This window comes from Agrobacterium tumefaciens, from assembly GCA_025559845.1.
Lineage (GTDB): Bacteria > Pseudomonadota > Alphaproteobacteria > Rhizobiales > Rhizobiaceae > Agrobacterium.
The window spans coordinates 195232-218339 of sequence record CP048471.1 but is presented as its reverse complement, the minus strand read 5'-3'; the positions used below and the strand labels follow the sequence as shown (position 1 = coordinate 218339).

The following is a 23108-nucleotide window of genomic DNA, read 5'->3' as shown; positions in this document are numbered from 1 at the left end:
CGCCGCGTCTTGCGGCGCACAAAGTAAGAGAAGGTCAGGCGACCAGCTTTTCACCCTTGAGGTGACGTTCAAGGAACGGCAGGCTGTCCTGCCCCCAATAGAGCTCACCTTCGTAGCCATAGGTTGGGAGGCCGAACACGCCCGATGTCTTGGCGATCTCGAAATCAGCGTCACGGATCGTCTGGATCGCGTCGCTCTCGGCGAGTTCGTCCAGTGCCGCTCCGTCAAACCCTGCTGCATCGGCGATTGAACGGCGCACACCTGCATTGCCGATATCGTCTCCACGTCCCCAGAAGGCTTGCTGGAGTACCGCGGTGAGTTTCAGCCAGTCCTGGCCGGATTGGATAGCGGCAAGCACCATCAGACCGGCCGGGGTCGGATCGGAAAGATCGGCGCGGTTGTCCAGGCTCAATTCCTTGCCGCGCACCGCGGCCCACCGCTTCAGGTCTTTTGTCCAATAGGCGCGGCGGGCTTCAGGCCGGTTGCGCGAATAAATCCCGCCATTGTCTTCAATCAGCGGGATGACGTGCGGGCGGATCGTGGCGCCCTGCTCGCGGGCAAGAGCCGCAAATGCTTCGAGGCCGATATAGGCCCACGGGGAGCCGACGCTAAAGAAGTAGTCGATTGTCTTCGTCATTGCTGCTGCTTTCAGGATGGCTGTTGGGAAGATGTTTCCATGTCGAACACGTGCAACGCACAGTCCCGGGCGATGAGCACAGCCTGTGGATCGCGTCCGACAGCGACGGTTGCAAGAGCGCCCTCGTAGAGAAGGGCGAGATGGGCTGCCGCCTGTTCAGGCCGGTTGGCCACCCTTGCCATGATGGTACCAAAGATTTCCCGGACCTTGGTCTTGTGGGTGCGTGCAACTGAAACCACGCGTTCGGAATCACCGTGTTCGGCTACGGCCAGCGCAAACGCGCAACCGCGAAATTCGGGGCTGTCGGCCTTTTCGTAGAGTCTTTCGAAAATGACCCTGATCTGTTCACGCTGCGTACCCGCCACGTCTCGTACCTCTTCGAGCGAGCGGATGACCCGGTTATGACGGGCCTGCAAATAGGCCGCGACAAGATGATCCTTGGAGGGAAAGTGCCGATAGAGCGTGGCTTTGGCGACGTTTGCCTCTTCGATAATGCGATCGATGCCGACGGCTCTGATGCCTTCGCGATAAAACAGTGCGCTGGCGGTGTTAAGGATCTGGTCGGAAATGGTTTCTCTCATGGGAACGCTTTGATTTACTTCTGGGGAAATGCGGTCACACTGCGGTGGCGCGAGCTGGGTGGCTTGTCGGAGCTGAGGTTTCTGCGAATGCCTGCAAAGCCTTGATTGAAAGCGCGCCGGAAAAACCGCCGCTATGTTCCAGCTTTCCCGTCAGCACCTGAACGGCGTGGTTATAGGGCGTCGGGACCCCGTTGAGGCGGCCAAGAAGAACGATTTCACCATTGAGATAATCGACTTCACTAGAAGCGCCGCGCGTGAAGCTCTGCCACGTTGATTGCTGCCCGGGCAGGATGCCGCTGTTTGGCGCTATTTTCCAGTTGGAAATGTCGATGGTTCTCTCGGACGGTGCGGCAAGCGTATAACCCGCAGCCCGAAAGACATTCTGCGCCTCAGCCACCAGGGCTTCGCCGATTGAAGCCTTGAGGTCCGCCGCTCCGTCAAACAGTTCGAGTGCGTTTTTGACGTTGTGCAGCAGCTTAGCCGATTTCCAACGACGGATATCCGCGCTGCTTTCGGCAAGGTACCCGGCGCGGTTCAGATCCGCGGCAATCTGTTCGCTTGTTGAATCATGCCCTGATGGAAAGCGGCCGACGGTCACCACACCGAGTTGCGGATCGCCGCCCACCGTCACCTTGCCGGTCTCCGTGAATCGCGCCGGTGTGAGGATGCTTGCGCCATAGACATTGGCAAATGTTCTGAGTGCTGCAACCTCGGTGGCCAGACCGTTCTGAAAGGTGACAATCGGAAGGTTTGCAGCAACGCCATTTTCCTCACCGTCGACCACGCGCCAGGACCAGAAGGAAAGCGCGCCTGCCGCATCCTGAGATTTGACCGTCAGAAGCAGAATGTCATCGGTAGTGAGTTCGGGAGGATTGTCCAGACCAAACGCATTCAGGTTAATCTGTCGTGTCCCGAATGGTCGTTGAAAGCTCAGGCCTTCCGTCCTGATATGCGCGATCTGGCTGCCGCGACCGACCATCGCATAGCTGATGCCGCTGAGTTCGAACTGTGCGGCGAGGCTGGCACCGACTGCGCCTGCACCGATTATTACGTAACGCCTCATACGTTCTGCTCCAGAACTTTTCTACGATGGACAGATCAGGCCTGGACACAGATCTGATCTGTCCATCGTCCCCGACAATCGTGATCGAGGGTATCGATAAAATAGGCCGCATTGTTATTTTGTATGCTGCGAGCAATGCGGCGTACAACACAATGATGCCGCTGCAGTCTTAGCTCGGATCAAATCCGAAAAGAAAGACAGGTCGTTCTTATTCTACTTGATTTATAGAAAATATTGCCCGTGATCGCGCATCTGGCTGCACAGCAACTGTACGAGCTGTCGGACGATCTCATTGGACTGGTTGACGGATGCCGAATTCAAGCTGCCGACTGGGAGAGGGGATGAGTTTGCACGCGGCGGCGGGCCGAAGCCGGTTGTTTCGCGGGATATGTACACGCCGATCTTCATATTGGTATCTTGGGAGGTGAAAAGTCGGAATTTTCATTTATTTGCGGATTGTAAGCCACTGGTCACAGGTTCGGTTAGTTCAATAGCAAGTCATCTCTGCAGCGCGATTTGCGGGTCGCCCGACCCTGTGATCGAGCGACCCGCGACTTAATGCTTGGCAGGAGCTTTTGACTGTTTCTCCTTTGCAAGGGCTGCGCGTACTGTTTTGACCTGCTCTGAAGTCACGGCGCTCGCCCCATTACCCCATGTGGAGCGCAGGAATGTAACAAGTTCAGCGACCTCTTGATCTGAGTAGCGCCACGCAAAGCCGGGCATGCCGAGATCGGCAGGCCGCCTGTCCGTCGATGTGAGCACTGCGCCATCGAGCACGACACGGATGGTCGATACAGCATGCGGTGCGAGAACAGTCGGGTTTCCAGCAAGGGCCGGGACGGCATTTATGCTACCACGACCGTTGCTCAGATGGCAGGCGTTGCAGCTGTCCATGTAGATCTCGGCGCCGCGTCCCGACTTGTCGAAGACGGTTTCCTGCTTTTCCGCATAGGTTGCCTTCTCTCCGGCGCTCGCAGGGAGCGTCTTGAGGTAACTGGCGATGGCCTGCAGGTCAGACGGCGTCATCTTCTGCATGCTGTGCGTTACAACCTCGTTCATCGGTGCTCCGACGACGCCGAAGTGTGCATTACGGCTGCCGGACAGGGTTTCGACGATGTCTTCCTTGCTCCAGCGACCGAGACCCTCGGCATTGTTACCGCGCAGGTTGATTGCGAACCAGCCGTCAATGACCTGCCCACCTGCAAGGTAGTCCGGGGATTTTTCATCGAGACCCTTTTCGGCCATCGTCGCGGTGCGCGGCGTGTGGCATGCGCCGCAATGTCCCGGACCCTGCACGAGATACGCACCGCGGGCGATCTCCTCGTTCGGATATCGCTTGGTGTCGAATACCACGGCATCCGGATCCGCACCAAACGCCTTGCGCCAGATCGCAAGCGGAAAACGCATCGACAGCGGGAAGGGGATGTCGTTGTCGAGGTTGGCGTGCTCGACCGGCTCCACGCCCTTCATGAAGTAGGCATACATGTCGGCCACGTCCTGGTCCGTCAGGTAGGCGTAGGATGGGTATGGCATTGCCGGAAAGACTGAAACGCCATCCTTACGGATACCGTGGCGCACAGCCCGGTCGAAGTCTGCGAGCGTGTACTCGCCGATGCCTGTCTTCGGATCGGGTGTGATGTTGGTTGAAAACACCGTGCCGATCGGCGTGTGGAACGGCACTCCGCCGACAAATGGCTTGCTGTCCTTGGTCGTGTGGCAGGCGACGCAATCGGAGGCGGTCGCGACATATCGGCCGCGCTCGATCGTCTGGGCATCGTTGAGGTCGGGCATGGCGACGATGTCGCGCGTCGAAGTCGGCCAATAGGCGAAACCAAGGATGCCGGCACCGACAACCGCACCGAAGCCGACGAGGGAAAGAAGGATCTTTTTCATCTATCGTTCCCCTTATGCGTCGATCAGAGCGCCAGGGCTCTTGATGTATTTTTCTGTGATCGCCTTGGCAGCCCAATAGGCAAGCGCACCGACCATGCCCGTCGGGTTGTAGCCATTGTTCTGCGGGAAAGCGTTGGCGCCCGGTACGAAGACGTTCGGCACGTCCCAGGACTGCAGGTAGCGGTTAAGAGCTGAATCGGCAGGATTGCTGCCCATGATGGCTCCGCCGCAGGTATGTGTGCTCTGGTAGGCCGTCGCGTTGTACTTCGCACCCGGCTTTTTCGCGTCACCGGCGACGGCCTTCGGGTTGAGCGCCTTGACCATTTCAAAGCCCTTTTCGACCAGGAACTGCGATCCCTTGATCTCGTTGTCATGCCAGTTGAAGGTCATGCGCAGTGCCGGACGGCCGAAGGCATCCTTGTAGTTGGGGTCGAGATCGAGATAGCTGTCCTGGTAGGACATGCAGGAGCCCTGGACCTCGTAGTAGAAATTGTGACGGAAGGAATCCGTGACGGCCTGCTTCCACTGTGTGCCCCATTGCGGTGTGCCCGGAGGCGTGGGAATGCCGCGCACCGGTCCATTGCCCGGCTGACGCGCCCAGATGACGCCGCCACCGATGAAGCCGGCCGCGGCATTGTCGAGCTGGTTGCCGTTGAGGTCGTCGAAGACCGCGCCGCCGCCGCCCGTGCCGATGAACGCGTTTGCCTGCACGTCCTTGTCGAAGAACAGGTTGATGCGGTTGAGGTTCTGGTACGAGTAGTTCCTGCCGACCGTGCCCTTGCCCGTGACAGGATCGTAAGGCGTGCCGATGCCCGATACCAGCATCAGGTGGACGTTGTAGAGCTGGAAGGCACAGAGCAGCACAATCGATGCAGGCTGTTCGCATTCGGTGCCATTGGCATCGAGATAGGTGACGCCCGTAGCCTTCTTGCGGGTGCTGTCAAGGTTCACCTTGAGGACCTGGGCGTTGACGCGCAGTTCGAAATTCTTGTCCTTGCGCAGCGCGGGCAGGATGTTGGTGTTCGGGCTGGATTTGGAATAGTTCAGACAGCCGTAGTCGGAACAGAAGCCGCAGAAATTGCAGGGTCCCATCTGACAACCGTAAGGGTTGACGTAGGAAGCCGAGGTGTTTGCCGACGGGATCGGATAGGCATGATAGCCGGATTCGGCCGCCGCCTTGTAGAACATCTCAGCACCGAGATAGTTCTTCATCGGCCCAAGCGGGAATTCGCGCGAACGGGAACCCTCGAACGGGTTGCCGCCTTCGATGCGCTGGCCGTTGAGAACGCCTGCCTTGCCGGATGTGCCACAGACATATTCGAACTTGTCGAAATGCTCTTCCAGTTCTTCATAGGTGACTGGAAAATCCTGGATCGTCATGCCTTCAGGGATGAAATCCTTGCCGTAACGCTGCTCGATGTTGGAGCGGAGATATAGGTCCTCGGGAAGTGCCCGGAACTGACAGCCCGACCAGTGCGAGCCGGCACCGCCGACGCCTGTTCCGGGCTTGAACGAACCCATCTGGCGCATCGGTACTGCCGTGTCGGAAATGCCGTGACGGATCGTGACGGTTTCCTGCGACAGGCTCTGGAGGTAGCGGCGATGAACGGAACCTTCCAGTTCATCGACGACGCGGGGATAGGCGAAATCCGGCTGGGTATCGCGGTCGCCGCCGCGCTCGAGCGCCACGACGCTCATGCCTGCTTCAGTGAGTTCCTTGGCCAGGATCGCGCCGGTCCAGCCCATGCCGACGATGACGGCATCGACTTCATTTTTTACAATTGCCATGATGGTGTTCAGCCTCTGCGTCCGGCGAGATCAACGGGTCCGATGGGATAGGGTTTTTCGCGTACTTCGACCCAGTCGAGATAGTCTGCCCGCATGCCCGGGTAACCGATCATCTTCCAGGACCCCATGCCCTTGTTGCCGCCATGCGACGGGTCGGCGAAATAGCCGTAGCGGACTTCGTTCAGCAGGTAGCTGAAGAAGGTTTTTGAAGAGATGGCCTCAAACTTGACCTCGCCCTTTTCCAGTGCCTTGAGCAGTGTTTCCTGCTCGGCCTGCGCGAGTTCGGCGAAAGATTTTCCGCCAAGATTGGTGCGACAGTGCTCATCTGTCTCCCTGATGCCGACGCGGATGATGTCGCGCAGCGGAAGGCGTCCCTGATAACCGAACTCAGTTGATGCCTCAAGGAACGGGCCTTGCATGTACCAGATAGAGCCGTTGGCATAGGGCGTTTGCATGTGGCGATCCAGGAATTCCGGAACACCAAGCTCGACCGCGCCCGGTCCTACCTCGTCATGCGGGATAAGACGATCGCAGGCGGCGATCAGAAAAGCCCATTCGGCCGGATTGAAGAAAGTGGGTCGGTAGCCTTCATCCGTGCCCTGCGCTTGTGCAACGGCTGTGCCGGCTGCCAGCGGCGCTGCCGAGAGTGGGAGAAGGGAAAAGCCTTTCAAGAGTGATCGGCGGGATGGGCTGGGGGTATCGGGTCTCTTCGTACCCATGCTGTGGTGCTCCTCTTTGCTAAGCCGGAGGTCGCGCGGGTGCGACATCTTGGCTCTGCTTCATCGCGCCACACCTCCAATTTCTGAAAGCCGAGGTCAATCAAAAAATGAATAATGAATTCATTTTTTGATTTCTAGCTTTCTTGAGCTCTGTCAGTGCCCCGAAGAAGATATGTTCGATTATGTGTCAGGAAGCTGAAGAAAGCTCAGGAAGTTCTTTGAGAGAGGCTTGGACAGAACGTGCCGTGTTCATGATATGCTGTCTCATTACCGCGGACGCGAGCCGCACGTCCCGTTTCTGCAACGATTCTAGTATCTTCTCGTGATCGTCGATAGCAGTCTGCCAGTTCCTCGAGTTCTTTCTGGCAGTGTGCCGAATGTTGCGGATTTTCAGTTCCAAAGTCTGATAAAGGGCCAGCAAGGATGCATTGCCTGCCGCCCGGAATATCGAGAAATGGATCGCCCGGTTCAGGCGGGCGTATTCCTGTCGGTCGCGTTTTTGGTATGCTGAGATCATCTCGTGATGAAGCGCTTCGATCTCGGCGAATTGGCCATCCGTCATTGATACGCATGCGAGCTCGGCCGCGAGCGCTTCCATACTTGCGAGAATGGGGAAAAGTTCCTCGACTTCCTGTTCCGTTACGGTCGCAACCCGTGCGCCTCTCTGCGGAAGAAGCTCGAGCATCCCCTCGGCCGCCAATACCTTCAGCGCCTCGCGAAGGGGCGTCCTTGAAACCTGCAATGTTTCACAAAGGCTTGCTTCAGGCACTTTCTGGCCTGGTTCGAGCTGTCCATCGACAATCATCTCTCTGATGGCCGCCACTACCTCCTGATGAAGTGTGACCCGGGAACGAATCTTCCCCGCTACGTGGCTAGTTTCCGACATGCCGATTACCCGATGAATCCTAAGCTCTTCTGCATGTAGCAGGATATCGCGGGAGTAAACAATTGCCACATGCGATGGCGGCGTTTGTCAGAGTGCGACTAACCAGCCTTTGGGATTTCCGGAAAATGCTGCCAGCTAGCTCTCGTTCGGACTAACAGAGGCTGTGCTCGTCTCCGCGGTTAGTCGCATCCTCGATTTTTCTGGCAGTTAGTACGACTGAGTAAGCACTTGGATACGAGAAGTCATTAACAATGGGGCTGCGCGGCAGCTTACGACACGGCGATGTCACGTTGTTTCATCAATGACCGAAGAGGGCGTGGCTCTGTGAAATCAAGCCAGCGTGCCGGTCGCGGCTTTCCAATGGGCCAGGGCGCGGACACGATGGATGTGGATGGCAAGGGCTGAGCGTTTCCGATGCGGTGCGACGAAGAGATTTCGGACGGCGGAGAAAACGGATATGAAACGCTGCAACCCCCCGACTGATCGGAACCCTTGCATCTGGCGTTCGCGTTTTCGCAGTGGCAGATGAGAATCTTCTGCGCGATTGTTGAGACCTTTGTGGGAGCGGTGCTCGACCGCTGGCATGACTTCCCGCCTTGCCGCACCATAAGAGCGGAGTTTGTCGGTAATGATCCGCTTGGGTGGTTGGCCTTGTTTCTTCAGCAGTCTGATCAGCAATCGCCTGGCAGCCTTGGTATCGCGTCGGCTTTGGACGATCTCGTCGAGAATGTAGCCGTTCTGATCCACGGCACGCCAAAGCCAATGCTTTCGGCCGGCGATGGAAATCACCACCTCGTCCAGATGCCAGACATCCTCACGCGAAGGGCGCCTGCGACGGAGGTGCTTCGCGTAAGTCGGTCCGAATTTTCGACCCCATCGCCGGATCGTTTCGTACGAGACAATGATACCGCGTTCCTGCAGCATCTCCTCGACCAGGCGAAGGCTCAACGGAAACCTGAAATAGAGCCAAACAGCATGGGCGATGATCGACGGTGGAAAACGATGGTTCTTATAGCTGACGGTCGGCGTGGTCATACCGACCGATTATCTTGCAACCATTAAGCCCACGACAACGTGACATCACCGACAACATCACTTTGTGCTTCGGCTGGATCAGGAAACAACTCAAAACACTAGATCAGGAAGCCGGCGACGACTTCAGAGTGATAGACCGGGATTTCGAAAAACCCTGATGAAGCCCCCACGCGGAAAGAAGCTTCATCCTTGGCCGCTACTTTTGCCCGCGACGTCGTCAACTTTGATGCTGAAATGGTGCGAAGGAAAGAAAACTGGGAGCAGTTTGTGTAAGATTGCTACTTTCGGGGGACGCTTTCGTTCCTTCGCAGCGCACTCGTAGCGCGCTTCTCCCCAGTCTACAAGAAATTCGCGTCGCGAGCGGGGCTATGCCCCGCCCCCTCAGTTCGGCCGCGGTCGCGGCCGGAGCCTCCGCCGTCACTTCGGCGCTATGGTGAGCGCGTTCTCTCCGGCTCAAACCAAGGGCATGGAGAGAAAACGATGATCAATGAAATTCAGATGCTCTCTGACAGAACTAGTCGACCACCAGGCCGATGAGTTTGCGGTCCAGGGCGCAAGCTTCGATGATGGTGAGCTCGCCGTTCAGAACTCCAACCATTTCCGCTGCCGTCAGCGCACGAAAATTATAGCGGTAAAGTGCCATAGCCGTCATTTCTGGTTGGTCGTCGGCCTCGAGGCGCTTGACCTCAGCACGTTGGTCCAAGGCGGCTTGCCGGCATGCTTCTTCCGTATCTGCGAAATAGAGGCTTTCGTCAGAACCTGGCGTGATCTGATATGCCCAAAGCTCAAATTCCATTCAGCTGCCCTCCCGTGAATCGATGCATCATATAGCGGTCATCATGCAAACTGAACATTATGGATATTCAACAAAGCGGGCGGGTGGGGAGTTCGAGGGGCGGGGCCTTAGGGGAGCCCTTCGAAGGTGGCCGGGTTCCTCGTAAACCCGGCCGGTGGTCCCGCCGTATCTCCTGCAGTTCCACTGCCTCTCACCTAAGCGAAAAACTTCGCGGCGCAAGGGCCTGATGTTGCTCTGTACGTCGCCAGAATGGCGGACTTTGGTCTCTTCAATCGTGCCGGTCTGCGTGACAAGCGAGTTGAGGCAACGGATGCGGAACAATCCGGCCATCAATTCATAGGCGCTGGTGCCGTCGTTGGCGTTCTTCAGGAGGATTTCGCAAACAGTATCGCGGACATGGTAGTTTTTGCCGTCATCGACGCGGCGAAGGCGGATAAGGTGCTTTGTGAAGTCTGCCTTGCCTTCAGTACGGGTGGCAGATTGCTTTGCGCCAACCGGTACGAAGCCTTCAGTGGTCAACGCCCGCAGGATCTCAATTGTCGGGATTGGCTGAAAACGTTCGGAGCGGCTTTCATGTGCTCACGTTGCAAATATAGACGGCGCGATCACGCGCATTTCGTCCTCGGTCAAGGCGCGGCCTGTGTCGAAACGTGCAGTGCTTGTGTAAACGGACATGATAAACTCTCCAACGGTTCCCGAAATCCGAGAAGCAAGCCCCGCAGTGGGCGAAGCCCGCTCCCCGTTGGTGGGCGGGGCTAGTCATGGAAAAGGGCATTGAGCGGAGCGTATGCTCATTGCGAATGAGACCGCTTGCGCGGTCACTTTATCCTTTCAGGACAAGTGATCGTCACCGGAACGGCGGAGACGGCCGCCGTGGCGCAGCCATAGAGCGCGGTCGCGAAGCGATGGCCACTTACTCTCACAAGTCGTCGGTGTTAACGCACAATTCCCATTCGTGTTAGAAAGTGGTACACAACAATCATTGGCACCAATCGATTGTGTAGGCGGTGGCAACTGAGGGTTAGTATGTGCTCCCGCCTGCTAAATGGAGGGGGCTGCGCTTCATGTCTAACCCATCAGAAATTGACGTTCCGCCGTTTCAGGACCCACTCGAAGATTGGGCTTCCCTGTTTTCATCGTCACCCGAGATCCAGCGTAAACTGATAGATTTGACTATCGCGAAGTCGATTGATGCTGTCCCAAACATGACAGATGAAGAAGACGTCGAACGACCCGTATTCGAAATAATGCGTTCAATCGCGCTGGAAGAGTTCGGCCTCGACGTTGGAAACCATCACAGCAGAGAGAGGAACGGGGATGAGCACCGAAACCATTCTCGTCGTCGCGCTGGTTCTTCTTAACGTAATTGTTGTTGGTTTTGTTGGGGCAATAGCTTTCGGCTTTATCGGTCCGTTAGCCCGCTAGATCGTCCGGCGACAAATGGTCTACACGGAATACGTCTGCGTTGTCCTGGATTTCTCGGATACCCTTGAACGAGGCCTGACGCAACTTACCGGCAGTCGTCCACCCTCGAAAATTGATCTCTGCAATGATGGTGGGTTCAGCCCATACAACGCTTGTCCGCGTAGCCGTGTAAAGCAGCGGCGCTCGCTTTGTTTCCAACCGCTTCAACATTTTGCGCAGATCGAGCGCCTGTTTTTGCTTAAAACCGGTTCCAACTGACCCAACATAAAAGCTCCTCGCCTTTGTAAGCAGCTAGTAAAAGCGCTCCGATCCCTCCATACCCGCTGGAAGCGGGTTCGTAGCCGACGACAAAGAAGCTTTCGCTTTTGATGCATTTGATTTTGAGCCAGTCGCCATGTCGTCCAGATCGGTAGGGGCTGTCGCGATGTTTCGCGATAATCCCCTCAAGACCAAAATTGCAGGCGGATGCGAGCAGCGCATCGCCTTCCGCTTCGATGGTCTCGGAGAACATGATGCCAGGTGTTTCGGGGGGAATAAGATCCTCGAGTATGTGTCTGCGTGAGGTTAGCTCAACATTCCGTAGATCGTGGCCGTCGAAATAGAGCAGGTCGAAGGCAACGAAAATGGCGTCAGACGATTTTGCCTTTCCTGAAGCCCCACCAAGGGATTTTTGCAAAAGACCGAAATCAGATCGACCCTGTTCATCAAGGACAACAGCCTCGCCATCGATGATGGCGCTGGCGATCGGCAGCTTCTCGGCCGCAGCCTTGGAAACCGATGTGTCCAGTCGTGACCGTTCTTGGTGAGGATACGGATGCCGGCGTTCTCGATGTGAACGGCGATCCGGTAGCCGTCCCATTTCACCTCAAAATCCCACTCATCGCCCTTGGGCGGTTTTGATTTGAGCAGGGCAAGCGATGGCTCGATCCGCGCTAGCATCGGGTCAAGATGAAGGTTCGGCTGCGCAGGATCGCGCTTGCGCCGTACCTTTGAGCGCAGCGGTTCATCATGCCTCAGAAGAGGCTGTGCGGTTTTGGGCTTCTTCATACGCCCATCATAGCATGAAGCTTTTACAACTCCTTTCCATCGTTCATACTTCTTGGGGAGCAAAGGGAGTGTGACCGCTTGACCAAATTGCGGGAAAACGAGCGAGAGTGGGCCGACACGTTTGCTAGGCTGTCTGGTTACTCCACTTGGGAAAGGGCGGTCCATGCTGCCAAAGCAAACCTGTCCGTGAAAGCATCATTACCCATCGCCGAAGATACAGCTTTTGGCATAGCGGTAATGTGCCTCCTTACAAAAAGGGTGGGGCTGGAAAATGGGGCGACCCAAGCCCAAAACTAAAGGTCTTAGCCGAAGACTTGAAGCGCAAATCATGGATGGAGCGCCTGTCGAGCCTGTCGTTTGCCGCTCTCGTCCTCTCCCTCGCAACTCTGGTTTTCATTACCAGCGTTGTCATCACCCATCTTCTGATCAGGCTGTCCTGAATTGGTGAACTCAATCATTCGCGGATTATGCAAAGGAAGGGGATGTCAAAGACGTTCCCCTTCGTTCTAGCTCCAGGCAATCGCAAGCAATTGCGGTCGATTATAGTCGCCTGAGCAGGCTCAACATGGGACAGGAGTTGAAAATGTGCCCAAGTAACCCGTGGACCTGGAAGCAGGCCATCGTCATCGTCCTGCAGATCATCATCGTGATCTTGCAATAGATGAATTCGGCACGGTCTATTGCAGCAGACCGCGCCGAACGATTTCATGATTATCCTCTTGGTATTGATCGTCAATCGATCTTGTCAAAAGACGGGAAACCGGTCGCAGCCGGGAGGAGACTGCGACCGGTGCGACAGCATTAAGCAGCCGCTTCGGGGAACTGGATGATATCTGCGGACTCAGTTATCTCAGCGGTCGCCTCAGTCTCGAAGACCTCTACATCGCCCCGCTTTTCGGACGAGACCTCGAATACGAGAGGTGCAGGGAGCCAACCTGTGCCTTTGATGGCCTTGGCAGCGAATGCCGCCGCCTCGCTCTTTTTCATGTCGATGATGCCCTTGGCGAACTCTTCGCCCTTCGCCTCGGCCACTGACGCCTGAATGGTTGCGAGGTTCATGTGGGCAAAGCAGTTATCGACGGTCGGTTCGAAATGATTGCGCATGTCGGTTCCAAGTGCTGCGGCCAGTTGCTTGGAATGGTTGAAGTGCTTGGCGTTACGATAGGTTGACTTGCCTTCGACAACATTGACCGTGGCAGCGGCTACAAAGGCCAGAAGCTCAAGCAATGCGTTCGGCTTCAAATCCATGCACCAGTCCCAAAGGGCGTCCGGATTTGTAGGAAGGCGGCTCTTGATATCTTCGAGGGCTACATCCAGCTCCGCAAGCGCCTTGGAGTTCTGCGGTTCTTTCAAGCTGCCTTCGAGGCCAAAACTCTTGGTCGAAATCTCAAGGCAAGAATGATCGGTTGCATAGCGATAAAACGCCGAAAGCAACATCGAGTGGACAACGGCAACGAGTGCAACATCACGGTTGTTCGCCAGTTCCGAACGGAGCGCGGCGGTCTTCTGCGCTGTAAGGTCGTCGACAAATGGAGCGGAAAGTTTCGCGGCCTTGTCCTCGTTGGCCGTTGTAGCTGAGAGCGATGAAAACGCCACCTTTCGCAATGACCTCCGGATCGTAGGCTTCTCTCTCCAACGCATTGAGGCGTTCGGTGATAGCCGCCAGTCGGTCTTCGGCATTGTCGGGCGCAACCCCCTCTTCAATCTGCGCGGACAGCTCGTCGTGTTCACTGGTGAGCGCGTCATGCTGAGCCTGCTCATCTTCTGAAAGCGCTACCGCCTCCGAATAGTGCCGATCAAACTCCGCGACAGATGGATAAGACCATTCAGTCAGGTTTTCGATCCAAGCCCATCCTTCCGCTTTCAGTGCGGAAATGGTTTCTTCCAGTTTTTGAGCGACAAGACTTTCGACAAGCGCCGGATCGTTTGCAAATCCACCATCGGCGGCAAAAGGTCACGCGTTACAGCGCCACCCGCTTGCTCATATGCCGTCAGTCCACCGATGAAGACCAGTCGTTTGTCTGTAGCGGAAATACCATCCGTCACGAGCGCGCCTTTAATCTGCGACGCAGAACGATTGTAATAGGGCAGTGTCTCCCAGACATATTTTTGCGCTTCTTGGTCATCGGTGATCGTGAAGGCAGAGAGCTGTTCGAAATCATTTTTCCAGCGGAAAACTCCGCGTGGAGATCGGGGTGGACTTTGGAAAGCTTCAACCGGCGCTGAACGATGATTTCTGTCGTAGAGAAACGCGCCGCTATATCCGCAATGGGCAAGCCAGCGTCGGCAAGGTGCGCAAAAGCGTGATACTGTTCAATCGGGTCCATATCGTCGCGCATGACGTTTTCAGCAATAGAGAGGGCAATCGCTCCGGCCTCATCGATCTGCTTCACCATGCAATCGAACTCAAAGGTGTTCGGCAGGCGACCGGCTTCGATCAGGAGATTTACGGCCCGGAAACGACGGCTTCCCGCCGTAATGAAGTAGTGACCCTTCTTATCTGCAGGAAGCACAACAATGTTCTGCAGGACACCTTCATGCGCGATGTTCTCCGCCAACTCGGCCAGCTTGGCAGCGTTGAACGTTTTACGGGCATTCAAAGGGTCGATAGCAAGCTTCGATACGGCGACTTTAACGGTAGCTGCGATTTGAGCGGTCATAATGTGTTCTCCAACGGTTCCCGAAATCCGAGAAGCAAGCCCCGCAGTGGGCGAAGCCTTTCACCCTTCGTTCCGGTGGATGTGCCCTCACATCCACCGGAACGAAGGGGGGAAGGGCGAAGCCCGCTCCCCGTTGGTGCGCGGGGCTAGTCATGGGTCCGGCTGGCTGAAAAACGGAAGGTTCGCCGCCCTGGCGGTGAAAGCCGTTTTTCTGACAGACGGACAGGCGATAGCCTGCTTGCCCATTGGCGAGACCTGCGGACTATCGTAGAGCGGGAAATCAAACAGCAGAGAATGGCATCAAGCGAAGCGTATGCTCATTGCGAATGAGACCGCGTGCGCGGTCACTTTATCCTTCAGGACAAGTGATCGTAACCGGAACGGCGGAGACGGGCCGAGAGGCGCGGCTCCGTGGCGAAGCCATAGAGCACGGTCGCAGTGCGATGGTCCTAGTTGAATATCGTCGGCTCGTGTTTTTTTTGTAAGCGTCGATATCGTCGGCCACTTTTACAATTGCCTTCGCAATATCCCGAAGAAAACCAGGACCACTCGGTAAGTGGAACATCCCAATCTCTAACCCGGCCCCTGGATAGTGCAACTCAACCGTATGCTGAACGGGCGGCCTGTAGATTGTGTGCTGTACAAACACGCCAGTCAGCTTTATCCCGTCGACTTCGTAATTCACCCTTCTGGGCGCTTGAGCGACGTACCCATTTTTACCTTACTCACTACCATTCGTTTCCCCCACCCTTGAATTTCAACGAGCCTTCCGCTCGTTCCGTTCAGGCCTGGTTAAGCTACCAAGCTGCAATTTTCCAATATGGAACTGTGAATGCTTCGCGAGCGTTAAAATCGATCTTTGGGAGTTGAAATCATGAAATTTTTCACAGCAGCAATATGCGTGTTGTCGGTCGGCATCCTCTCTGGATGCGTCGATGATAGCGGCTATCGATCGGGCGGTTACTACGCGTCAAGCGTGCAGTACCGGTCATATGACCGAGATCGCTACGATCGATATTACGACCGTCGCTACCGGGACGATCGCCGATATCGTGATGACCGTCGATGGGACCGAAACCGCGAAGAGCGGGTGAGGCGCAACATTCCCCGAGATCTGCCGCCAGCTGGCCGGAATGGACCAAGCCCGAACGGGAAAGTTTACCCTCGGGCAATCATCAACGGCGAACCGGTTTATCTGAATAGATAACGAGATGCCCAGACGGCTGCAGCTCGTGTTTCCTTGAGCGCGAGGTAACCTGAAAAGCAAAACTCCCCGGCCAGGGAAGACCGAGGAGTTTATAACTTTGACTGAAGTCAGTAACTCATCCCGTCCGAGAACGGGGTGGATCAGAGCTTTCCAACTCACGTACGAACTTACCCAAAAATTTGCGCGTTGTCTAAAGGAAAATCGATTGGGCAACTTATTTTCTTGCAATTTTTTCAAATGTTCGGATCGAAAAACTAACGCCGTATCAATGGCCTAACGGAATTTCGGCTTTTCTGTTCACGGACACTTGAGTTTGCGCATGACATAAAAAAACCCCGGCAAAACTGCCGGGGTTTCTAGTCACTGACGAATGTCAGATCAGATTAGAACGTGCGCTGAAGACGTACGAAACCCTTGATCTGGTTGTCGTCGAACTGAGGACCGTCGAAGTCAGACGTGTCTTCGTAGTTGACGGAAACCATGCCGTAGAGGCCCTTGGTGAATTCGTACTTGGTAGCAACGCCAGCAACCCACTTGTCGCCGCCAACGAAGTCGCGGTCGAAGTCGATAGCTTCAGCAGAACCGTAGTACTGGAAGCCGGGGGTGATGGTGAGCTTGTCGGTAGCCTTGATTGCGTATTCAACTGCAACGGCCCATTCGGATTCGTTGTAGTAAGCGTTGTAACCAGAAGCCCAAACGCCAGCCAGGCCGAGCGTGCCAGGACCTACGTCAGCGGTGAAGATGCCACGGATAGCGCCTTCTTCGTTGTCAACGTCGTAACCACCGAGCAGGGCAGCGGAGATTGCGCCGAGCTTGAAGCCAACGTTAGCAGCGATACCGACGTTGTTGTTCGGCTCGAACAGGGTTGCAGCGTCTTCGAGTTCGTCAACCGACAGGCCAACGGTGAACGCGCCAGCGTCGTAGTTGTAACGGATGGAGTTGAACAGAGCGTTCGAGGACAGCTCGTCAACTTCACCAGAGAGACCGTCGTCCCACCAGCTGTAGAACTTACCGACCTTCAGGCCGCCGAGTTCGATGAATGCCTGGTCAACGTGGAAGCCCGACGAAGTGGAAGAACCGTTGTCAGCGTTGCCGCGGAAGCCGATGAAGCCACGCAGAGCGCCGAGCTCGGTGTCGGTGCGGGTGTCAACTTCGAACTGTGCGCGAGTAACGGCGTCCCAATCAGAAGTGCCACGGCCCGAGTTGAACTCGTCACGACCGAAGTTGGTCTGGAAACGAACGTAACCGCCGAACTTCAGGCAGGTTTCGGTGCCAGGGATGTAGAAGAAGCCAGTGCCGAATGCGTCGCAAACGCGAACGTATTCCATGGGCTCAGGCTCAGCAGCAACGATAGCGTCGGCAGCCTGTGCGCCAGATACTGCTGCGAGAGCAGCAGCGGAGCCGATAAGAAGGCTCTTAATGTTCATGATTGACCTCCAGTCAAAGTTTGCTTTTTGAGCGCGTGGCACGATCACAATTCCCTGAACCGCGCCTCGCTGAATCACAAATGGCAGAACACGGCACGTCGGCGCAACGGTTCGAAGGCATTTGCGCCACGTAATCTCACGCCTTAATTTCATTCTGTATCAATTTAGTCACACAAATGCCCGACTCCGGCCCAATCGAGCGCACCTGTTAAAAATTACTTAAGTCATTGAAAAGGAGCGGTTTCTCGCATTAACCAAGAAGTGCGGGGCCGGAAATGCGGTTGATTGGCCCAGTCGGCCCGAAGCTGTGATTTTGGCCAACTCGAAGAACGTTGTGGGAACATAACCTGCGGGATTGATGTGGGAAGTTCCTGCTCGTGACATTGCACTCCATTTTAAGGAGCGTGGTGATGAGTACGGGTATCGCGAGTTCGGATTTTGTCGGCCAATGGAGCCTGAGCTTCGCTGACATAGATTTCATTAATTCCAAACCGGCGGCAACAAGGCTCGGCTTGGCCGCGCAGTTGAAGTTTTTCAGCGCTCGCGGTTTTTTCGCCGATGGCAGTGCGGCAATTCCAAATGATGCGGCCGACTATCTGGCCGAACAGCTCGGCGTCCATGCCGATGAACTGTCCGGTTACGATTTCGGTGGGCGAACGGCTAGGCGGCATTGCGCCGAGATTTTGCAGTACCTCGGTTTTTGCCGCATGAAGCGGACGGACCGGGAAGTCTTGTCTTTCTGGATTATGGATGAACTCTGCCCATCCGGCCAATCTGTCAGCGCCATGCTGGAGGCTGTGTTCATATGGTGCCGGGATCGCAATATCTATGGTCCTTCGGCCAAAGAACTCGAGCGACTGGTCTGCTCGCAACGCCAGGAATATCTGGATAGCTGGCTTTGTGAGGTGAGCGCCGCCCTGCCTGCCGAGACCATCGTCTTGATGGAAGGCTCCCTTGCCGACGCAGATGGACCGACCGGCTTCAATGCGATGAAAGCCGACGCGGGTCGGGCAACACTGGACAATATTCTGGAAGTCACCGGACGGCTGTCGTTCATTCGGAAGCTGAACCTTCCCCGGGATACGCTTTCAAATATCAATCGGGCATGGGTCGATCAGGTCATTCGTCGTGTTTCCGGCGAAAAGGCGTCCGAGATGCGCCGTCACACCGAGACTCGCCAGCTTGCACTTTATGCTGTCTATTTGATGGCGCGGGAAACAGCGATGACCGATGCCATGGTCGAACTGCTCGTTGAAACGGTCCACAAAATCGGAACCCGGTCCAAACGGAAGGTAGTGGGCGACATCGCCAAGGATGTCGAACGGGTCTACGGCAAGGAACGACTGCTCGTTGATATTGCCACCGCATCGATTGACGATCCTGACGGTCGTATTTGCGATGTCGTCTTTCCGGTTGTCGGTAAGGAAAAGCTGGCGGCGATCATCAAGGAAAGCAATGCCAGGGGCGCGCTCGACCGTCGCATTTATGCGGTGATGCGCAATTCGTGGGCCAACCATTATCGTCGGATGTTGCCCAGCCTGCTTTCCGTACTGGAATTCCGGTCGAACAACGCGGTCTGGCGGCCGGTCTTGTCCGCCCTCGACTGGATCAGGGCGAGGCTGGACGATGGATGCCGGTTCGCACTGAAACAGGATGTGCCGATAGAGGGAGTGATCCCGGCAAAGTGGCGCAGTTCGGTCATCGACGGAAACGGCCGCGTCAACCGCATCAGTCATGAACTCTGTGTCCTGACACAATTACGGGAATGCATCCGGTCCAAGGAAATCTGGGTAGTTGGTGCTAATCGCTATCGCAATCGAGATGACGATCTGCCGAACGATTTTGCGGTTCGGCGCTCATCTTACTATTCCCGGTTAAACCTGACACAGGATGCCCGTGAGTTCGTGGCGTTGGTTCGCAAGGAGCTGGAGGACGAGGTGCTTCTGCTCAATGAAACGATCCCGCGAAACGAGAAGGTGCGTATCCTGTGGCGTGGGGAAAACCGGATTTCGATCACGCCTTTCAAGCCCGCGCCGGAACCGAAGGGGCTGGCAGCTATCAAAACTGAGATTGGCCAACGCTTGCCGATGACAGGCCTGCTTGATGTTCTGAAAGAAACAGCCCTCGACACCGGCCTGCTCGACGCCTTCGAAACCTCGGCCTCCCGCGTCGCGCTGCCCAAGACCGTCCTGAATCAGAGATTGCTTCTTTGCCTCTATGGCCTTGGCACCAATGCCGGTCTGAAGCGGGTCGCCGGGGCCACTACTGACGCCAGCTATGAGGAGCTTCTGCACGTGCACCGCCGCTTCATCCATGCGGGCGCTTTGCGAGAAGCCTGCGCTCGAGTTGCCAATGCCACGCTTGCAATTCGCAATGCGACGGTCTGGGGTGATACCGGAACGGCGTGCGCGTCGGATTCCACGAAGTTCGGAGCCTGGGACCGCAACCTGATGACCGAATGGCATGCCCGCTATGGCGGGCGTGGCGTGATGATCTACTGGCATGTCGAAAAACGCGCGACGTGTGTCTGTTCCCAGCTCAAACGGTGCTCGTCATCGGAAGTCGCATCGATGATCGAAGGCGATCTTCGACATTGCACCGATCTGGAAATACAGCGGCAATATGTCGACAGCCATGGGCAGAGCGCCGTTGGTTTTGCCTTTTGCCGCTTGCTCGGCTTTGAACTCGCCCCACGCCTCAAGGCAATCGCCCGACAGAAGCTTGCACTGCCGGACGCGGGCTTCCGGGCAAGATTGCCGAACCTGCTTCCGATCCTTTCCAATCCGATCAATTGGGAGGAGGTCGAGCAGCAATATGACGAAATGGTCAAATATGCCGCTGCCATGCAGGCACGCACGGCCGATCCGGAGGCGATCCTGCGCCGCTTCGCACGGGCCGAAGTGTTGCACCCGACCTACAAGGCGCTGAGCGAACTCGACCGTGCGGTCAAGACGATCTTTCTATGCCGTTATCTGCGGCAGGAAACCTTCCGCCGGGAAATCCATGAAGGTCTCAACGTTGTCGAAAACTGGAACAGTGCCAACGGATTCGTCTTCTTCGGGAAGGGTGGCGAAATGGCGAGCAACCGCATTGACGAACAGGAGATCTCGGCGCTGGCGCTGCATCTGCTACAAGCATCGCTTGTCTATGTGAACACGCGCATGCTGCAACCGGTGCTGACCGAACCGGCATGGGAAGGCCGCATGATGCCGGAAGATTATCGCGGCCTCACGCCACTGATCTATGCACACGTCAATCCCTATGGCAGGTTCGATCTTGATCTGGACAGCCGGATAGATTTCGGCAAAATCGCTGCTTGAACAGTGGCGCGAAAATTCACGTTGCAGAACTCAGACGCAAAATCCAAACCTTAGTAGGGATTTTTGTGACATGCCTCAAATTATCATGCTCTACAAACGCGACCATGAGAACCGTTAGAATTGCTGCTGCACAGACCTTTGAATTTCTGGAGAATATCGAAGCGGCATTAGAATGCCTGACGACCACCATCGCTCGCGCGGAAGCAGAAGGCGCGGCATTGTTGTGCTTTCCCGAAGGGTTTCTTCAGGGGTATCTAACCGATGAGCAATCGGCACGACGCAACGCCATTGACCTAGTATCACCGGAGTTCGAAGCCATTCTGAGCCGAATGCCGAGAGCAGGGCCAATGCTCGTTTTCGGTTTGATCGAATCTGAGAATGGACGACTGTTCAATACCGCTGTTGTCGTGGATCGAGGAACTATTGTCGGGCGGTATCGAAAGACGCATCTACTCCGTAGCGAACAATGCTTCGACGCCGGAAGTGACAGCTACGTCTTTGAAGTCGATGGTCTGCGTTTCGGAATTAGCATTTGCTACGATACGAATTTCCCGGAGGCGGCGCAGAAGATCGCGGCGCTTGGCGCGTCTCTGATCGTGTGTCCTGCCAACAATATGCTCAAGCGCAAGACAGCAGAAGCGTACAGGAATTTGCACAACATGGTGCGGGGTGACAGATGCCGGGAAACGGGCCTCTGGCTCGTTTCAGCAGATGTGACTGGCGAGCGTGAGGGGCGGGTTTCGTTCGGCCCTACTGCGGTTATTGACCCGACCGGCCGGGTCGCAGCCCAACTACCTTTGGGCGAAGCCGGATTGCTGGTCTTCGATCTGCCCTGTGATCGGAGAACACAAGATGCTAGATGAAATTCAGAATATCGCATCGACCGCGAGACAATTTATCGAACCCGTATGGCACCACTGGCATCAATCGCGATGCCGTACCGTGCCGCATCCCACATCTTGGTATACTTGCGGCAGAACCAGCTTGTTTCTACGGGACGTGCTGAGACATGAGGGGCATCGTGCCGAATGGATGAGCGGGACACCATATGCAGGAGGGAGCGGCGCACCTGATGCCGCATGTGGCTTTTATTCTGGAACACGATGGGAAGACCATGCTTGCGTTATTTCGGGCGACACCATAATTGACATCACCGCCGACCAATTCGGCGGTGATCCTGTTCTCATCACTTCGGTATCCGATACGCGCTATGTTGCCTCTATGGATTTGGCTGACCCTGACGCCATAAAGGCCCGTCGTAAGGCTGTGGCGGGGCTATAGCCGGACTGGATGGCTTTTCGCTTACAGTCCGATCTGTCGCAAAAATCCTGATTGCTTGACCGCGTCCTAAGAGAGCCGAGATGAAAGATGCCGAACACGAGGGAAACGCTTGCAGCAGTCTTGGAGCTACTAAAAGATTGCAGCGTCGAGTGTGATATCTTCGGAGGATGGGCGGAGGAGCTTCTTGGCAGTCGCCAGCCTTGGCAACATGGCGACATCGACTTGATTTATCGAGGCGCTGAATTCGCTCCTGTAGACATGGCAATTAGCTACCAGCACAAAAGGTTTGCCGAAGTCGCAGGAAAGCGATTCCGACATAAAAGAGCGTTCGTGTTTCGTGAAACGTTGTGTGAAATCATCCTTGTCCAAGATTCCAGTACAACGCCGACGACGTATTATTGGGGTGACGTACCATTCCGATGGCACCATCCATTTCTGCACCATGAAACGATCGACCTATACGGTAAGCCTGCAACCATCGTCTCTTCCGCAAATCTTCAACGGCATCGCGACCTATATAAGGATGCGCAGCCGCACCGCTGGCGGAGCCCCGAATCTTTGGAACCTTGAGATCTTCCCGACAGTTGAGATATGACGAGCTTTTGCGACGGCATTGAATATGAATGTCGCTTTTGGGTACACATATAAGAGACAATCAAATGTGACGCATGCCATATGTAACAAAAGGGTGGATTTTCGGTAGAAGTGACGTTACACAATCGAAACCACCCTAAAGTGACAGATTTGCCATGGCTCGCATCGGATACGCCCGCGTCAGCACCACAGATCAGGACCTCGACATTCAAAACGAGCGCTTGAAGGCTGCCGGTTGCGAAATCATTCGGGCGGAAACCGGATCAGGCGCTTCTCGAAAAGGTCGTTCCGAGCTGGAAACCATCATGCAGTTTCTACACGCAGGCGACGAGTTGGTGGTGCTGCGGCTGGATCGGTTGGGGCGATCAACGCGCGACGTTCTCAACCTTGTTCACAAGCTTGATGAAAAAGGCGCATTCCTGCGCGTTCTTGAACCCGAAGTGACGACGGCGGGAAGCATGGGGCGAATGGTCATTACCATCCTCGGCATGGTTGCCGACATGGAGCTCAAGTTCATCAAGGACCGGCAAAGAGCCGGGATCGACGCGGCAAAAGCCATGGGGACGTACAAGGGGCGGAAAAAGAATGTCGATGAAGTTGAAATCCGCAAACGAATATCTGCGGGCGCAACTAAAGCAGCGGTTGCTCGCGATCTGAACGTTTCCAGAATGACCGTATACCGTGCTCTGGCAGGTCAAGGTGCCAACTCAGAAACCTTGTAAATCAGGCGTTCTCTGTCCGTTCTTTGA

At 55.8% G+C, this 23108-nt stretch carries 15 protein-coding genes and 3 pseudogenes; 4 read left to right on the top strand and 14 right to left on the bottom strand.

Translation table 11 applies throughout. The annotated features are described in order from the left end of the window. Window positions 1-34: 34 nt before the first annotated feature. From FY156_28365 to FY156_28300, 14 genes and pseudogenes are all read right to left on the bottom strand, one after another. Window positions 35-637 (bottom strand): 2-hydroxychromene-2-carboxylate isomerase, encoded by a 603-nt coding sequence (locus FY156_28365; GenBank protein UXS05461.1) that lies wholly within the window; start codon window positions 635-637, stop codon window positions 35-37. Between the two features lie 11 nt (window positions 638-648). Then, the gene (locus tag FY156_28360; GenBank protein UXS05460.1) at window positions 649-1218 is read right to left on the bottom strand and encodes a TetR/AcrR family transcriptional regulator; all 570 of its coding nucleotides are present in this window, start codon (window positions 1216-1218) and stop codon (window positions 649-651) included. A 34-nt stretch (window positions 1219-1252) separates the two neighbouring features. After that, window positions 1253-2281 carry a ketopantoate reductase family protein gene (locus FY156_28355; GenBank protein UXS05459.1) on the bottom strand — a complete coding sequence of 343 codons (1029 nt, stop codon included), beginning with the start codon at window positions 2279-2281 and terminating at the stop codon, window positions 1253-1255. Between the two features lie 555 nt (window positions 2282-2836). Next, complete coding sequence (locus FY156_28350) at window positions 2837-4174, bottom strand: c-type cytochrome (GenBank protein UXS05458.1); 1338 nt, start codon at window positions 4172-4174, stop codon at window positions 2837-2839. Window positions 4175-4186: 12 nt separating this feature from the next. After that, entirely contained in the window at window positions 4187-5962 is a 1776-nt protein-coding gene (locus FY156_28345) for a GMC family oxidoreductase (protein ID UXS05457.1), read from the bottom strand. Window positions 5963-5970: 8 nt separating this feature from the next. Further along, window positions 5971-6681, bottom strand: coding sequence for a gluconate 2-dehydrogenase subunit 3 family protein (locus FY156_28340; GenBank protein UXS05456.1), 711 nt, complete (start codon window positions 6679-6681; stop codon window positions 5971-5973). A 187-nt stretch (window positions 6682-6868) separates the two neighbouring features. Then, window positions 6869-7567 carry a GntR family transcriptional regulator gene (locus FY156_28335; protein UXS05455.1) on the bottom strand — a complete coding sequence of 233 codons (699 nt, stop codon included), beginning with the start codon at window positions 7565-7567 and terminating at the stop codon, window positions 6869-6871. 330 nt (window positions 7568-7897) lie between these two features. Next, a complete protein-coding gene (locus FY156_28330; protein ID UXS05454.1) occupies window positions 7898-8602 on the bottom strand; it encodes an IS6 family transposase in 705 nt (234 codons plus the stop codon). Window positions 8603-9116: 514 nt separating this feature from the next. After that, window positions 9117-9398, bottom strand: a complete 282-nt coding sequence (locus FY156_28325) for a hypothetical protein (protein ID UXS05453.1) — start codon at window positions 9396-9398, stop codon at window positions 9117-9119. A gap of 234 nt (window positions 9399-9632) precedes the next feature. Beyond that, a pseudogene (locus FY156_28320) lies at window positions 9633-10073 on the bottom strand (DUF945 domain-containing protein). A gap of 738 nt (window positions 10074-10811) precedes the next feature. Next, window positions 10812-11870: pseudogene (locus FY156_28315) on the bottom strand (ATP-dependent DNA ligase). 801 nt (window positions 11871-12671) lie between these two features. Further along, complete coding sequence (locus FY156_28310) at window positions 12672-13466, bottom strand: hypothetical protein (GenBank protein UXS05452.1); 795 nt, start codon at window positions 13464-13466, stop codon at window positions 12672-12674. Between the two features lie 267 nt (window positions 13467-13733). Continuing rightward, window positions 13734-14518 (bottom strand): annotated as a pseudogene (locus FY156_28305) (ParB/RepB/Spo0J family partition protein). 1602 nt (window positions 14519-16120) lie between these two features. Next, window positions 16121-17164 (bottom strand): porin, encoded by a 1044-nt coding sequence (locus tag FY156_28300; protein UXS05451.1) that lies wholly within the window; start codon window positions 17162-17164, stop codon window positions 16121-16123. A gap of 410 nt (window positions 17165-17574) precedes the next feature. On the opposite strand from FY156_28300, the gene FY156_28295 reads away from it, so the two are divergent. The 4 genes from FY156_28295 (at window position 17575) to FY156_28280 (ending at window position 23081) form a co-directional block, all read left to right on the top strand. Next, the gene (locus FY156_28295) at window positions 17575-20484 is read left to right on the top strand and encodes a Tn3 family transposase (protein ID UXS05450.1); all 2910 of its coding nucleotides are present in this window, start codon (window positions 17575-17577) and stop codon (window positions 20482-20484) included. A 104-nt stretch (window positions 20485-20588) separates the two neighbouring features. After that, entirely contained in the window at window positions 20589-21347 is a 759-nt protein-coding gene (locus tag FY156_28290; GenBank protein ID UXS05615.1) for a carbon-nitrogen hydrolase family protein, read from the top strand. A gap of 505 nt (window positions 21348-21852) precedes the next feature. Then, window positions 21853-22335, top strand: coding sequence for a hypothetical protein (locus FY156_28285; GenBank protein UXS05449.1), 483 nt, complete (start codon window positions 21853-21855; stop codon window positions 22333-22335). 179 nt (window positions 22336-22514) lie between these two features. Then, complete coding sequence (locus FY156_28280) at window positions 22515-23081, top strand: recombinase family protein (protein ID UXS05448.1); 567 nt, start codon at window positions 22515-22517, stop codon at window positions 23079-23081. Window positions 23082-23108 lie beyond the last annotated feature (27 nt).

Bases quoted from the DNA above. Each gene is read 5' to 3' on its own strand.
- FY156_28295 (UXS05450.1), top strand. From the start codon at position 17,575: ATGAGTACGGGTATCGCGAGTTCGGATTTTGTCGGCCAATGGAGCCTG.
- FY156_28300 (UXS05451.1), bottom strand. From the start codon at position 17,164: ATGAACATTAAGAGCCTTCTTATCGGCTCCGCTGCTGCTCTCGCAGCA.
- FY156_28290 (UXS05615.1), top strand. From the start codon at position 20,589: ATGAGAACCGTTAGAATTGCTGCTGCACAGACCTTTGAATTTCTGGAG.
- FY156_28280 (UXS05448.1), top strand. From the start codon at position 22,515: ATGGCTCGCATCGGATACGCCCGCGTCAGCACCACAGATCAGGACCTC.
- FY156_28360 (UXS05460.1), bottom strand. From the start codon at position 1,218: ATGAGAGAAACCATTTCCGACCAGATCCTTAACACCGCCAGCGCACTG.
- FY156_28330 (UXS05454.1), bottom strand. From the start codon at position 8,602: ATGACCACGCCGACCGTCAGCTATAAGAACCATCGTTTTCCACCGTCG.
- FY156_28335 (UXS05455.1), bottom strand. From the start codon at position 7,567: ATGTCGGAAACTAGCCACGTAGCGGGGAAGATTCGTTCCCGGGTCACA.
- FY156_28350 (UXS05458.1), bottom strand. From the start codon at position 4,174: ATGAAAAAGATCCTTCTTTCCCTCGTCGGCTTCGGTGCGGTTGTCGGT.
- FY156_28365 (UXS05461.1), bottom strand. From the start codon at position 637: ATGACGAAGACAATCGACTACTTCTTTAGCGTCGGCTCCCCGTGGGCC.
- FY156_28345 (UXS05457.1), bottom strand. From the start codon at position 5,962: ATGGCAATTGTAAAAAATGAAGTCGATGCCGTCATCGTCGGCATGGGC.
- FY156_28355 (UXS05459.1), bottom strand. From the start codon at position 2,281: ATGAGGCGTTACGTAATAATCGGTGCAGGCGCAGTCGGTGCCAGCCTC.
- FY156_28285 (UXS05449.1), top strand. From the start codon at position 21,853: ATGCCGAACACGAGGGAAACGCTTGCAGCAGTCTTGGAGCTACTAAAA.
- FY156_28325 (UXS05453.1), bottom strand. From the start codon at position 9,398: ATGGAATTTGAGCTTTGGGCATATCAGATCACGCCAGGTTCTGACGAA.
- FY156_28340 (UXS05456.1), bottom strand. From the start codon at position 6,681: ATGGGTACGAAGAGACCCGATACCCCCAGCCCATCCCGCCGATCACTC.